Source organism: Streptomyces zhaozhouensis, from assembly GCF_900230195.1.
Classification (GTDB): domain Bacteria; phylum Actinomycetota; class Actinomycetes; order Streptomycetales; family Streptomycetaceae; genus Streptomyces; species Streptomyces zhaozhouensis.
In genome coordinates, this window is sequence record NZ_OCNE01000013.1 from 44969 (window position 1) to 58642 (window position 13674).

At 71.7% G+C, this 13674-nt stretch carries 11 protein-coding genes; 6 read left to right on the forward strand and 5 right to left on the reverse strand.

The features are described from left to right. The first annotated feature begins 10 nt into the window (after positions 1-10). The 6 genes from CRP51_RS18260 (at position 11) to dxs (ending at position 7834) form a co-directional block, all read left to right on the forward strand. Positions 11-916 carry a carbohydrate ABC transporter permease gene (locus CRP51_RS18260; protein WP_097232319.1) on the forward strand — a complete coding sequence of 302 codons (906 nt, stop codon included), beginning with the start codon at positions 11-13 and terminating at the stop codon, positions 914-916. A 173-nt stretch (positions 917-1089) separates the two neighbouring features. Continuing rightward, positions 1090-2304 (forward strand): ROK family transcriptional regulator, encoded by a 1215-nt coding sequence (locus CRP51_RS18265; protein WP_097232320.1) that lies wholly within the window; start codon positions 1090-1092, stop codon positions 2302-2304. Positions 2305-2538: 234 nt separating this feature from the next. Beyond that, a complete protein-coding gene (locus CRP51_RS18270; protein ID WP_097232321.1) occupies positions 2539-3642 on the forward strand; it encodes a substrate-binding domain-containing protein in 1104 nt (367 codons plus the stop codon). Between the two features lie 85 nt (positions 3643-3727). Continuing rightward, positions 3728-4561, forward strand: a complete 834-nt coding sequence (locus tag CRP51_RS18275) for an ATP-binding cassette domain-containing protein (RefSeq protein ID WP_097232322.1) — start codon at positions 3728-3730, stop codon at positions 4559-4561. Next, positions 4558-5787: a sugar ABC transporter permease gene (locus tag CRP51_RS18280; protein ID WP_097232323.1), complete on the forward strand. Its 1230-nt coding sequence runs from the start codon at positions 4558-4560 to the stop codon at positions 5785-5787. Before CRP51_RS18275 ends, CRP51_RS18280 begins: the two co-directional genes overlap by 4 nt. A 139-nt stretch (positions 5788-5926) precedes the next feature. Continuing rightward, a complete protein-coding gene (gene dxs / locus CRP51_RS18285) occupies positions 5927-7834 on the forward strand; it encodes a 1-deoxy-D-xylulose-5-phosphate synthase (RefSeq protein ID WP_097232324.1) in 1908 nt (635 codons plus the stop codon). A gap of 127 nt (positions 7835-7961) precedes the next feature. On the opposite strand, the gene CRP51_RS18290 is transcribed toward dxs, so the two are convergent. The 5 genes from CRP51_RS18290 to CRP51_RS18310 all read right to left on the reverse strand — a co-directional run bounded on the left by CRP51_RS18290 (position 7962) and on the right by CRP51_RS18310 (position 13671). Further along, the gene (locus tag CRP51_RS18290) at positions 7962-8357 is read right to left on the reverse strand and encodes a VOC family protein (protein WP_097232325.1); all 396 of its coding nucleotides are present in this window, start codon (positions 8355-8357) and stop codon (positions 7962-7964) included. Positions 8358-8446: 89 nt separating this feature from the next. Further along, positions 8447-8866, reverse strand: coding sequence for a PIN domain-containing protein (locus CRP51_RS18295; RefSeq protein WP_245880661.1), 420 nt, complete (start codon positions 8864-8866; stop codon positions 8447-8449). Between the two features lie 10 nt (positions 8867-8876). Beyond that, positions 8877-11003 carry a 3-hydroxyacyl-CoA dehydrogenase NAD-binding domain-containing protein gene (locus tag CRP51_RS18300; RefSeq protein WP_097232326.1) on the reverse strand — a complete coding sequence of 709 codons (2127 nt, stop codon included), beginning with the start codon at positions 11001-11003 and terminating at the stop codon, positions 8877-8879. Positions 11004-11049: 46 nt separating this feature from the next. Continuing rightward, complete coding sequence (locus CRP51_RS18305) at positions 11050-12261, reverse strand: thiolase family protein (RefSeq protein WP_097232455.1); 1212 nt, start codon at positions 12259-12261, stop codon at positions 11050-11052. A 150-nt stretch (positions 12262-12411) separates the two neighbouring features. Further along, complete coding sequence (locus CRP51_RS18310; protein ID WP_097232327.1) at positions 12412-13671, reverse strand: HRDC domain-containing protein; 1260 nt, start codon at positions 13669-13671, stop codon at positions 12412-12414. Positions 13672-13674: the final 3 nt, after the last annotated feature.

Consider the following 13674-nt stretch of genomic DNA (forward strand, 5'->3'; position numbering starts at 1 on the left):
AGCACCGCAGATGAGCGTCACCGAAACCACGGAGGACCGGCCGGTCGAGGAGTCGGAGCGGCCGCCGGAGCAGCACCGCGCCAGCGTCACCGGCACCACGTTGAACGTCTTCTCGCACACCTTCCTCGTCGTCTGGCTGGTGATGGCGGCGGCGCCGCTGGTGCTGGTCGTCCTCAACAGCTTCCGCCCGCACGGCGACATCGTCTCCGAGCCCTTCGGGCTGCCGACCAGCCTGGAGTGGGACAACTTCACCAACGCCTGGACCTCGGCCAACATCGGCCGGTACGCCCTCAACTCGCTGATCATCCTGGCCGGTTCGCTCACCGGCACGATGCTGCTGGGGGCGATGGCCGCCTATGTGCTGGCCCGCTTCGACTTCCCCGGCAACAGGCTGCTGCACCTGCTGTTCGTCGGCGGGATGATGTTCCCGATCTTCCTCGCGCTGGTGCCGCTGTTCTTCGTGTTGAACAACATGGGCCTGCTCAACACCCGCCAGGGCCTGATCCTGGTCTACATCGCCTACTCGCTGCCGTTCACGATCTTCTTCCTGGTCTCCTTCTTCCGCACCCTGCCGGGCGGGGTGCAGGAGGCGGCGATGCTGGACGGCGCCTCGCACAGCAGGACGTTCTTCCAGGTCATGCTGCCGATGGCCAAGCCCGGCCTGATCAGCATCGGGATCTTCAACTTCCTCGGCCAGTGGAACCAGTTCGTGCTGCCCAGGGTGCTCAACGTCGGCGACCCGGACGACGCGGTGCTGCCCCAGGGGCTGGCGGCCCTGATGGTGCAGCAGGGGTACGAGGGAGACTGGGGCGCGCTCTACGCGGGCGTCTCGCTGGCGATGCTGCCGGTGCTGACGGTGTACGTGGCGTTCCAGCGGCAGGTGCAGAACGGCCTGACGGCGGGCGCGGTGCGGTGACGGGTGCGGTTCCGGACTTCGGTCGATTGCCGCACGCGACCACCACGGAGGGCGCCGACTTCCTATAGTGGGCCCGGCGTCGCCCTCCGTCGCAGGTGGGACGGCCGTTGGGAGGCGAACCGCCGTCCTCGCGGGGCGGCGGGACGCTCGGTATGTGGGAAGTGGAGTGAGCCGTGAAGACTCCGGGATCGCAGTCCTCGCTGCACCGGGCCAATCTGGAGCGGGTGATCAGGGCGGTCCGGGCCGCCGGTTCGCTCACCCAGGCCGACATCGCCAGGACCACGGGTCTCTCGGCGGCCACGGTCTCGAACATCGTTCGGGAGTTGAAGGAGCTGGGCACGGTCGAGGTGCGCTCCACCTCGGCGGGCGGCCGGCGGGCCCGCAGCGTCTCGCTCTCCAGCGACGCGGGGATCGTGGTGGGCGTCGACTTCGGCCACTCCCATCTGCGGGTGGCCGTGGGGAACCTGGCGCACCAGGTGCTGGCGGAGGAGGCCGAGCCGCTGGACGTGGACGCCTCGGCGGACCAGGGCTTCGACCGGGCGGAGAAGCTGGTCGACCGGCTGCTGGCGGTGGCCGGGATGGACCGTTCCAAGATCATCGGGATCGGCCTCGGCGTCCCCGGCCCGATCGACATGACCAGCGGCACCATCGGCTCCACCGCGATACTGCCGGGCTGGCGCGGCACCAACCCGCGCGAGGAGCTGGCGGCCAGGACGGGCGTCCCGGTGCACGTGGACAACGACGCGAACCTGGGCGCGCTCGGCGAGTCCGTGTGGGGGAGCGGCCGGGGCGCGGGGGACCTGGCGTACATCAAGGTGGCCAGCGGGGTCGGCGCCGGGCTGGTGATCAACGGGCGCATATACCGGGGTTCGGGCGGCACCGCCGGGGAGATAGGCCACATCACCCTCGACGAGTCGGGCCCGGTCTGCCGCTGCGGCAACCGCGGCTGCCTGGAGACCTACACCGCGGCGCGCCACGTGCTGCCGCTGCTGGCTCCCGTGCACGGCACCGAGTTGACCATGCGGCGCGTCGTCCAGATGGCCCGCGACGGCGACCCGGGCTGCCGGCGGGTGATCGCCGACGTCGGCCGCCACGTGGGCACGGCGGTGGCGCAGCTGTGCAACGTGCTCAACCTCAACCGCGTGGTGCTCGGCGGGGACGTCGCCGAGGCCGGGGAGATCGTGCTCGGCCCGATCAGGGACTCCGTCGGCCGCTACGCCATCCCCAGCGCGGCCCGCCAACTCACCGTGGCCGCCGGCGCGCTGGGCGGCCGGGCCGAGGTGCTGGGGGCGCTGGCCCTGGTGCTGCGCGAGATGGGGGACGGAATGCTGCTCGGTTCCGGCCGGGCGGCTGAACGCGTGCCGCGGGGGCAGAACGCGGCTCGTTGAACCTTCAAGAGGTGAACCGAGGGAAGTGCGGGCGACGCCCCGGGGACACCACGCCGAGCGGCGCGCCAATTTCCCGCCGAATCCGGTCGGCAAACCTTCTCTTGCGGCCTGAGAGAAGATCTCGATTTGGTTGAAGCTGGATTTATGTATTGACGACAACAAGACGCCGGAGTTAGCTCTCCCCGGACCGATATGGCCGCCAAGTCGCGGCCCGAGCGGGAGGCTTGAGGAACGATGCGTCAACACAAGCGACTTGCCGGCGTCGGCGTCGCGTCCCTGTCCCTGGCCCTGGCGCTCACCGCCTGCGGGGAGGCCGGCGGTGGCGACGACGACGACAACGAGGGCGGCGGCGGGGACGGTGGCGGGACCATCGGCCTCCTGCTCCCCGAGGACCGCACCACCCGGTACGAGTCCTTCGACCGGCCCTTCATCGAGGGCAAGATCGGCGAGCTGTGCCCGGACTGCACGGTCCAGTACAACAACGCCAGCGAGGACGCCAACCTCCAGAAGCAGCAGTTCGACGCGATGCTCACCGACGGCGTCGACGTGATCATCCTGGACGCGGTGGACGCCTCGACGACCGCCACCTGGGTCGAGGAGGCCGAGGCCGAGGGCGTGCCCGTCGTCGCCTACGATCGCCTGGCCGAGGGCCCGATCGACGCCTACGTCTCCTACGACAACGAGCGCGTCGGCGAACTCCAGGGCCAGGCCCTGCTCGACGCCCTGGGTGACGAGGCCGAGGGCTCCCGCGTCGTCATGATCAACGGTTCGCCCACGGACCCCAACGCCGCCCAGTTCAAGTCAGGCGCCGAGTCCGTCCTGGAGGGCACCGCCGAGATCGTCTTCTCCCAGGACATCGACGGCTGGGACGCCGCGCTGGCCAACGAGGAGATGAACGCCGCCATCGACTCGCTCGGCGCCGACGGCTTCGACGCGGTCTACGTCGCCAACGACGGCATGGGCGCCGGCGTGATCAACGCCCTGGAGGCCGCCGGCATCAACGACGTCCCGGTGGGCGGCCAGGACGCCGAACTCGCGGGCCTCCAGCGGATCGTCACCGGCGTGCAGACCTTCACGATCTACAAGGCGCTCCAGCCCGAGGCCGAGATCACCGCCGAGATCGCCGTCCGCCTGCTGCGCGGCGAGGACTTCGCCGAGCTCACGCCCGACAGCGCGGACAGCCCGACCAACGACGGCATCCCGTCCACCCTGCTGGAGCCCGTCCCGGTGACCCTGGACACCATCGAGGACACCGTGATCGCGGACGAGTTCTACGCCCCCGCCGACATCTGCACCGCCGAGTTCGCCGACGCCTGCCAGGAAGCCGGCCTCGGCTGACCGTCGCACCGTTCGGACCCCGCCCCGCCCCACCACCGTCCCGGGGCGGGGCCGGCCGACGCAGCGCAAGGAGCTGACCCCACGCATGACCGCCGCACCCGTTCTGGCGTTGCACGGCGTCTCCAAGCGGTTCGGTGCCGTGCAGGCACTGACCGACGTCGACCTGGAGATCCGTCCCGGCCGCGTGACCGCCCTCGTGGGCGACAACGGCGCCGGCAAGTCCACCCTCATCAAGACCATCGCCGGGGTCCACCCGATCGACGCCGGCAGCATCTCCTGGAAGGGGCGGGAGGTGCGGATCTCCAAGCCCCACGACGCCCAGGAGCTCGGCATCGCCACCGTCTACCAGGACCTCGCCCTGTGCGACAACCTCGACGTGGTCGCCAACCTCTTCCTCGGCCGCGAGCTGCGCACCGCGCACATCCTCGACCAGGTCGCGATGGAACGCGAGGCCCGCGAACTGCTGGACACGCTCTCCATCCGCATCCCCAGCGTGCGCATCCCCGTCGCCTCGCTCTCCGGCGGGCAGCGCCAGGTCGTCGCCATCGCCCGCGCCCTGGTCGGCTCGCCCGAGGTGGTCATCCTCGACGAGCCGACGGCCGCGCTCGGCGTCGAGCAGACCGCCCAGGTGCTCGACCTGGTGGAGCGGCTGCGCGACCGGGGCCTCGGCGTCATCCTCATCAGCCACAACGTGGCCGACGTCCGCGCCGTCGCCGACGACGTCGCCGTGCTGCGCCTGGGACGCAACAACGGCGTCTTCCCGGCCGCCGAGACCAGCGGCGAGGAGATCATCGCCGCCATCACCGGGGCCACCGACAACGCGGTCACCCGCCGCAGCCTCCGCAGGGACCAGCAAGGTTCCGAGGCCGAGCCCGAGCAGAACACCGACGCCGAGGGCGCGGGGGAGGAAACCCGATGAGCGACAAACTCGCGCCCGACCCCCGCCTGTTGGTGCGGGAGCGGGGACTGGCCGGCTACCTGGAGGACTTCCGGCGCCGGATCACCGGCGGCGAGCTGGGGTCGATCCCGGTCATCGTCGGCATGATCATCATCGCGGTGGTCTTCGAGTCCCAGACCGGCACGTTCCTCTCGCCGCGCAACATCAGCAACATCTCCGTCTACATCGCCGGCCCCGGCATCATGGCCGTCGGCATCGTGCTGGTGCTGCTGCTCGGCGAGATCGACCTGTCGGTCGGCTCCATGGCCGGCCTCTCGGCGGCGGTCTGGGCGGTGCTCTCCGTCAGCCACGGGGTCAACGACCTGCTCGCCATCGTCCTGGCGATCCTGGCCGGCGCGGCCGTCGGCACCCTGCACGGGTTCTTCTTCGCCAAGATCGGGGTGCCCGCCTTCGTGGTGACCCTCGCCGGCTTCCTCGGCTGGAGCGGGCTCCAGATCTGGGTGATGGGCGACGAGGGCACCATCAACGTCCCCCGCGACAGCCTGGTGCGGGACTTCAACAACTTCTACTTCTCCGACATCTCCGCCGCCTACGGGCTGGCCGCCGTGCTCAGCCTCGGCTACCTGGGGGCGCTGCTCTTCCAGGAGCGCAGGCGCGAGCGGGCGGGGCTGCCCACCCGGCCGCTGAGCGAGATCATCCTGCGGGTCGGCCTGGTCGCGGTGGCCGCGTTCATCACCGCGTACACCCTCAACCAGCACCGCGGCCTGCCGTTGGCGCTGGTGATCTTCCTCGTGATCCTGCTGGCCGCCGACTTCATGATCCGTCGCACCACCTACGGCCGGCAGATCTTCGCCGTCGGCGGCAACGCCGAAGCGGCCCGCCGCGCCGGCATCAACGTGGAACGGGTCCGGCTGACCGTCTTCACCCTCGCCAGCGCGCTCGCCGCGCTCGGCGGCCTCTTCTACGCCGCGCAGGCCGGCGGCGCCTCGAAGAGCCTGGGCTCCGGCAACCTGCTGATGAACGTCATCGCCGCCGCCGTCATCGGCGGCACCAGCCTCTTCGGCGGGCGCGGCTGGATCTGGTCGGCGCTGCTGGGCACCCTCGTCATCCAGTCCATCACCACGGGCCTGAACCTGATGGGCATGGCCAGCGAGATCCAGTACATGATCACCGGTGCCGTGCTGCTGGTCGCCGTCGTCCTCGACTCGATCTCCCGGCGCACCCAACGCACAGCGGGTCGAACATAGGTCCTGTTCAGGCGAGGGGCAGGTCACCCGGGTCCGCGCGGACCCGGGTGACCCATCTCGCATCCTGAGAACTCCATCGGGCAGGCGGCGCACTAGACTCTCCGGGTGATGGGGGAGCGCCCAGAAACGAGGAGGAACGGTGTCGTTGCTGACCGGTGTCTCGGGACCACGTGACCTGGACGGGCTGACCCCCGAGGAGCTGGTCGAGCTGGCCGGCGAGATTCGCGCCTTCCTGATCCAGGAGGTCTCCAAGACCGGCGGACACCTCGGCCCCAACCTCGGAGTGGTCGAGCTGACCATCGCCCTGCACCGGGTCTTCGAGTCGCCGGCCGACCGCGTGCTGTGGGACACGGGCCACCAGTCCTACGTGCACAAGCTGCTCACCGGCCGCCAGGACTTCTCCGGGCTGCGCACCAGGGACGGCCTCTCCGGCTATCCCTCGCGCCGGGAGTCCGAGCACGACGTCATCGAGAACAGCCACGCCTCCACCGTCCTCGGCTGGGCCGACGGCCTGGCCAAGGCCAACCAACTCCGCGGCGTCGACCGGCACGTGGTCGCCGTCACCGGCGACGGCGCCCTCACCGGCGGCATGGCATGGGAGGCGCTGAACAACATCGCGGGCGCCAAGGACCGCCCCCTGGTGATCGTCGTCAACGACAACGAGCGCTCCTACGCGCCCACCATCGGCGGCCTCGCCAACCACCTCGCCACCCTGCGCACCACCGACGGCTACGAGCGCTGGCTGGAGCGCGGCCGGCAGGTGCTCAACCGCACCCCCGTGGTCGGCCGGCAGCTCTACGGCACGCTGCACGGCGCGAAGAAGGGGCTGAAGGACGTCATCGCCCCGCAGGGCATGTTCGAGGACCTCGGCATCAAGTATCTGGGTCCCATCGACGGCCACGACATCCAGGCCCTGGAGTCCGCGCTCCTGCGCGCCAAGCGCTTCGGCGGCCCGGTGATCGTGCACTGCCTCACCGAGAAGGGCCGCGGCTACCAGCCGGCCAGGGACGACCAGGCCGACCAGTTCCACGCGGTGGGTGTGATCCACCCCGACACCGGCCTGCCGGTCAGCGCCTCGGGCGCCGACTGGACCTCCGTCTTCGGCGACGAGATCGTGCGGATCGGGCGCGAGCGGCCCGACGTCGTCGCCATCACCGCCGCCATGCTGCGGCCGGTCGGGCTCAAGCGCTTCGCCGAGGAGTTCCCGGAGCGGGTCTTCGACGTCGGCATCGCCGAGCAGCACGGCGCGGTCTCGGCCGCCGGGCTCGCCACCGGCGGGCTCCACCCGGTCTTCGCCGTCTACGCCACGTTCCTCAACCGCGCCTTCGACCAGCTGCTGATGGACGTGGCGCTGCACCGCTGCGGCGTGACGTTCGTGCTGGACCGCGCGGGGATCACCGGGCCCGACGGCGCCTCCCACCACGGGATGTGGGACATGTCGATCCTCCAGGTCGTCCCCGGTCTGCGGCTGGCCGCCCCACGCGACGCCGACCAGCTGCGCGCGCAGCTGCGGGAGGCCGTCGAGGTCGAGGACGCGCCGACGGTGGTCCGTTACTCCAAGGGCAAGGTCGGGACGCCGGTGCCGGCCGTCGGCCGGATCGGCGGGATGGACGTGCTGCGCGAGGCCGAGAGCGACCGGCCCGACGTGCTGCTGGTCTCGGTCGGGGCCCTGGCCCCGGTCTGCCTGGAGGCGGCGACCCTGCTGGACCGCCAGGGGATCAGCACCACCGTCGTCGACCCCCGCTGGGTCAAGCCGGTCGACCCGGAGCTGCCCGCGCTGGCGGCCAGGCACCGCATGGTCGTCACGGTGGAGGACAACTGCCGTGCCGGCGGCGTCGGTTCGGCGATCGCACAGGCGCTGCGCGACGCCGACGTGGAGGTGCCGCTGCGCGACTTCGGCGTTCCCGACCGTTTCCTCGACCACGCCAGTCGAGCCGAGGTGCTCGCCGAGATCGGTCTGACGGGGCCCGACATCGCGCGCCAGGTCACGGGCTTTGTCGCCCGCATGGAGGGCCGGCTCGACCCGGCAAGCCTGGGCAGCGACTGAAGCCGGCCGGCCAGCGCGCCGGGGGGGAGCGGAGACGGAAGGAGGGCGACCCCCGAACGGGCCGCCCTACCGGAGTACTTCCCCCCCTGCCCCCCCGTTTCCCGGGGCGGGCGGTCTTCGGGGAACGTCAGCCCTGCGCGGCCGCCGGGTCGATCCAGGTGATCTCCCAGTGGTGGCCGTCCAGGTCGCGGAAGCTGCGGTCGTACATCGTCTCCGTGTCGACAGTCTCGCCGGCCGGGGTGCCGCCCGCAGCCAGGGCGCGGTCGACCAGCTCGTCCACGGCCTGCCTGCTGTCCGCGCTGAGCCCGATCAGGGTCTCCTGGTGGGTGGAGGTGTCGGCGATCTGCTTCTTGGTGAGGGCCGCGAAGGACTCCTCGGTCAGCAGCATCGCGTAGATCGTGTCACTGATGACCAGGCAGGCCGAGTTCTCGTCGGAGAACTGCGGCTTGAAGGAGTAGCCCAGCTCGGAGAAGAACTTCTTGGACCGGTCCAGGTCCTTCACCGACAGGTTCACGAAAATCATGGTGCTCAACGTGTGCGCTCCCTGTTCACTCGAGTCACCGCTTCCCCGCGGTGGCGTGTCAGAGAACATACCGGTGACCCAGTGAAAACTTATGGCTCGTCAGGTGAAACTTCGGCGAGGAGCTGACGGGGTCTCATGACCCCGGCGCCCAGGGCTTTCACCCGTTCCCGGAGGCCCCTGTCGGCGGTGACCACCCGGCAGTCCCTGCCCTTCCCCTCGCTCCGCACCAGGTCCACCACCGTCTCGTCGCCACTGCCCGGCGACGAGACCACCCGCACCCCAGCGACGGAGGCCACCCCGCGCGCCGCGCCCTCCACCACGAGCACCAACTCCTCGTCCCCGGCCCGGCCCGCCAGCCGGTCCCGCAGCCGCTCGGCGGCGCCCCGCCGGTCGCGCCACCAGCCGTCGGGCACCGAGCCCACCACGTTGGCCCCGTCCACCAACAGCAGCGGCGCCCGACCCGGGGCCACCGGATCGGGCGCCGCGCGCTCCGTCTCTCCGTCCGTCACGCCACGGACTCTACTCGGGCAGGCTCGCCACCCCCGGAGCCAGCAGCCGGCGCCCCAGCACCCGCTGGGAGACCCCGGCCCGGTCCAGGTAGGGGGTGACCCCGCCCAGGTGGAACGGCCAGCCGGCGCCGGTGATCAGGCACAGGTCGATGTCCTGCGCCTCGGCGACGACGCCCTCGTCGAGCATCAGCCCGACCTCCTCGGCGATCGCGTCCAGCGCGCGGGTCCGCACCTGCTCCTCCGACAGCACCCGGTCGCCGACCTCGAAGAGCGCCGCGACCTCCGGGTCCAACTCCGGCTTGCCGCCCGAGTGGTCGTACAGCGTCCGCTTGCCGGCGGCCACCACCCGGCCCAGGTTCTCCGAGACCCCGAACCGCTCGGGGAACGCCTCGTGCAGCGTGCCCGCCACATGGTGCGCCACGGCCGGGCCCACCAGCTCGAGCAGCACCATCGGGGACATCGGCAGCCCGAGCGGCGCCAGCGCGTTGTCCGCCACCTCGACGGGGGTGCCCTCGTCGATGGAGGCCAGCACCTCGCCCATGAACCGGGTCAGGATGCGGTTGACCACGAACGCCGGAGCGTCCTTGACCAGCACCGCCGACTTCCGCAGCTCCTTGGCGACGGCGAACGCCGTGGCCAGCGACGCGTCGTCGGTGCGCTCGGCCCGGACGATCTCCAGCAGCGGCAGGACCGCGACCGGGTTGAAGAAGTGGAAGCCCACGACCCGCTCGGGGTGCTCCAGCCCGGAGGCCATCTCACTGACCGAGAGCGAGGAGGTGTTGGTGGCCAGGATGGCGTGCTCCGGGACCACGGCCTCCAGGTCGGCGAAGACCTGCTGCTTGACGCCCATCTCCTCGAAGACGGCCTCGATCACGAAGTCCGCGTCCGCGAACGCGCTCGCCTTGTCCAGCGAACCGGTGACGTTGGCCTTGAGACGGTTGACCTGGTCCTGGTTGAGCCTGCCCTTCAGCAGCAGCATGTCCAGCTGCTCGTGGACCCAGCCGACGCCCTTGTCCACCCGCTCCTGGTCGATGTCGGTGAGCACCACCGGCACCTGGAGCCGCCGCGCGAAGAGCAGCGCCAGCTGGGAGGCCATCAGCCCCGCGCCCACGATCCCGACCTTGGTCACCTTGCGGGCCAGCGACTTGTCGGGCGCGCCCACCGGGCGCTTGGCCCGGCGCTGCACCAGGTTGAACGCGTAGAGCCCGCTGCGGAGTTCGTCGCTCATGATCAGGTCGGCCAGGGCACGGGCCTCGGCGTCGAAGCCGGCCCGCAGGTCCCCGTTGCGCACCTGGGCGATGATGTCCAGCGCCAGATAGGCCGCCGGGGCGGCGCCGTGCACCTTCTCGTCGGCGATCTCCCGGCCCCTGGCGACGGCCTGGTCCCAGGCCTCGCCCCGGTCCGGGTCCTGCCGCTCGACCTCGATCTCGCCGCGCAGCACGGCGGAGGTCCACAGCAGCGACTGCTCCAGGAAGTCCGCCGCCTCGAAGAGGGCGTCGGCGATGCCCAGCTCGTAGACCTGCGGGCCGGTCAGCATCCGGTTCTGGTTGAGCGCGTTCTCCACGATCACCCGGACCGCGCGCTCCGCGCCGATCAGGTTCGGCAGCAGCGTGCAGCCGCCCCAGCCGGGCAGCAGGCCGAGGAAGACCTCGGGCAGCCCGAACGCGCCCAGCGTCGCGGAGACCGTGCGGTAGTCGCAGTGCAGCCCGACCTCGACGCCACCGCCCAGGGCGGCGCCGTTGTAGTAGGCGAACGTCGGCACGCCGAGCCCGCCGAGCCGGCGGAAGATCGCGTGCCCGCTGGAGCCGATGGCCAGCGCCTGCTCCCGCTGCGAGATGACCTCGACGCCCTTGAGGTCGGCGCCCACGGCGAAGACGAACGGCTTGCCGGTCAGGCCGACCCCGACGATCTCACCGGCGTCCGCCTCGGCGGCCACCTGGTCGATCGCCGCGTCCAGGTTCGCCAGCGACCTGGGGCCGAAGGTGGTGGGCTTCTTGTGGTCGAAGCCGTTGTCCAGGGTGATCAGCGCGAACCGGCCCGCGCCGTGCGGCAGTTCCAGGTGGCGCACGTGCGCCTGGGTGACCACCTCGTCGGGGAAGCTCTCGGCCGCTCCGCGCAGCTGCTCAGCGGTACTCACTGTGACTCCTTCGCCTTCTCGCTCGACCGGGGTGCCGAAAGCGCGCTCACGCGCCCTCCCAGTGCGGGTTCTCCCAGATGACCGTGCCGCCCATGCCGAAGCCGACGCACATGCTGGTCAGTCCGTAGCGGACGTGCGGCTGGTCCTCGAACTGCCGGGCCAGCTGCGTCATCAGCCGCACCCCGGAGGAGGCCAGCGGGTGCCCGAAGGCGATCGCGCCGCCGTACTGGTTGACCCGGGGGTCGTCGTCGGCGATGCCGTAGTGGTCGAGCAGCGCCAGCACCTGGACGGCGAACGCCTCGTTGATCTCGAAGAGGCCGATCTCGTCGATCGACAGGCCCGCCTTGGCCAGCGCCTTCTCGGTGGCGGGGATCGGGCCGAAGCCCATGACCTCGGGCTCGACGCCGGCGAAGGCGAAGGAGACCAGCCGCATCTTCACCGGCAGGCCCATCTCGGTCGCGACGTCCTCGGCCGCCAGCAGCGAGGCCGTGGCGCCGTCGTTGAGACCCGCCGCGTTCCCCGCCGTGACCCGGCCGTGCGGGCGGAACGGCGTCTTGAGCGCCGCGAGGCCCTCCAGCGTCGTGCCCGGGCGCATCGGCTCGTCCGCCGTGGCCAGGCCCCAGCCCAGCTCGCCCTCGCCCTCGGTGCGCCGCACCGAGACCGGCACCAGGTCCGGCTGGACCTTGCCGTCCGCGTAGGCCTTCGCCGCCTTCTCCTGGCTGCGCACCGCGTACTCGTCGGCCCGCGCCTTGGTCAGGTGCGGGAACCTGTCGTGCAGATTCTCCGCCGTCATGCCCATGAAGAGGGCGGACTCGTCCACCAGCTTCTCCGAGACGAAGCGCGGGTTGGGGTCCACCGCCTCGCCCATCGGGTGCCGGCCCATGTGCTCCACGCCGCCGGCGACGGCGATGTCACTGGCGCCGAAGGCGATCGCGCCGGCGCTCGTGGTGACGGCCGTCATCGCGCCCGCGCACATGCGGTCGATGGAGTAACCGGGCACGGACTGCGGCAGCCCGGCCAGCAGCGCGGCCGTGCGGCCGATGGTCAGCCCCTGGTCGCCGATCTGTGTCGTGGCGGCGATGGCCACGTCGTCGACCCGCTCGGGCGCGAGCTGCGGATTGCGCCGCAGCAGCTCCCGTACGCACTTGACGACCAGGTCGTCGGCGCGGGTCTCGTGGTAGATCCCCTTGGGACCCGCCTTGCCGAACGGGGTACGGACGCCGTCGACGAACACGACGTCCCTAGCGGTACGCGGCACGATGCCCTCTCTCTCCACGCCGAGACATTGCGATCCTGCGCCCATGCTACTAGCGGGTAACCGTCAGGCAAGTGCCGCCCTCCGCGCGGGGCGCAGATCACAGTCGGTGAGGGCGGAGGGCCGCCCCGGCTGCCGCCCCGGGACGCCGGGTCAGGACTCGGAGAGGGCCTTCGCCAGCAGCCCGGAGGTCTGCGCGATCTGCCACTCCCTGGCGCCCAGCGCGCGCAGCGCGGCGCCGACCGCCTCCGGGCCGCCGTCGGCCGGCGGCTCCCAGCACAGCCGGCGCACCAACTCGGGGGTGAGCAGATTCTCCTGGGGCATCCGCAGCTCCTCTGCGTGCGCCGTGACAGCCGTGCGGGCCGCCGTCAGCCGGGCGGCGGCGACCGGGTCGCGCTCCGCCCAGGCGCGCGGCGGCGGGGGGCCCTGCGGCGGCTGCGCCGTCTGCGGCAGCTCCTCCTCGGGCAGCTCCCTGGCCCGGTCGATCGCCGCCTGCCACTGCTGGAGCTGGCGCCTGTTGGTGCGGTGGCCGAAGCCGGGCAGCGCCGCCAAGGCCCTGGTGTCCTTCGGCATGGCCTGCGCGGCGGCGACGATCGCCGCGTCGGCGAGCACCTTGCCCGGGGAGAGGTCGCGGCGCCTGGCCGTCTCGTCCCGCGCCTCCCACAGCTCGCGCACCACGCCCAACTGCCGCCGCCTGCGCACCTTGTGCACACCCGAGGTGCGGCGCCAGGGGTCCTTGCGCGGCGGCGGTGGCGGGGCGGCGGCGATGGCGGCGAACTCCTCCAGCGCCCACTCCAGCTTCCCCTGGTGGCGCAGCTCCTCCTCCAGCGCGTCCCGCAGGTCGACCAGCAGCTCGACGTCGAGCGCGGCGTAGCGCAGCCAGGGGTCGGGCAGCGGGCGGCTGGACCAGTCGACGGCCGAGTGGCCCTTCTCCAGGCTGTAGCCGAGGACGGTCTCCACCATGACGCCGAGCCCGACCCGGGCGAACCCGGCGAGCCGGCCGGCCAGTTCGGTGTCGAAGAGGCGGGTGGGGCGCATACCTATGTCGCGCAGGCAGGGCAGGTCCTGGGTGGCCGCGTGGAGAACCCACTCGGCGTCCGAGACGGCCTCGCCCAACGCGGTCAGGTCGGGGCAGGCGACGGGGTCGATCAGCGAGGTGCCGGCGCCCTCCCGCCGCAGCTGCACCAGATAGGCGCGCTGCCCGTAGCGGTAGCCGGAGGCGCGCTCCGCGTCCACGGCGAGCGGGCCCGAGCCCTGGGCCAGCGCGGAGACGACCGCGTCGAGTGCGGACTCGTCGGCGATCACCGGGGGGACGCCCTCCCGGGGCGTGAGCAGCGGGACCGGCGCGGGGCCGGCGGCCTCGGGGGAGGGCACTTCAGACGTTGACTCGGTGATCTGTTGGGCGTCGCTCACCTG

Coding starts and splice junctions, on each gene's coding strand:
- CRP51_RS18260 (WP_097232319.1), top strand. CDS start 11: ATGAGCGTCACCGAAACCACGGAGGACCGGCCGGTCGAGGAGTCGGAG.
- CRP51_RS18270 (WP_097232321.1), top strand. CDS start 2,539: ATGCGTCAACACAAGCGACTTGCCGGCGTCGGCGTCGCGTCCCTGTCC.
- CRP51_RS18275 (WP_097232322.1), top strand. CDS start 3,728: ATGACCGCCGCACCCGTTCTGGCGTTGCACGGCGTCTCCAAGCGGTTC.
- CRP51_RS18280 (WP_097232323.1), top strand. CDS start 4,558: ATGAGCGACAAACTCGCGCCCGACCCCCGCCTGTTGGTGCGGGAGCGG.
- CRP51_RS18290 (WP_097232325.1), bottom strand. CDS start 8,357: ATGATTTTCGTGAACCTGTCGGTGAAGGACCTGGACCGGTCCAAGAAG.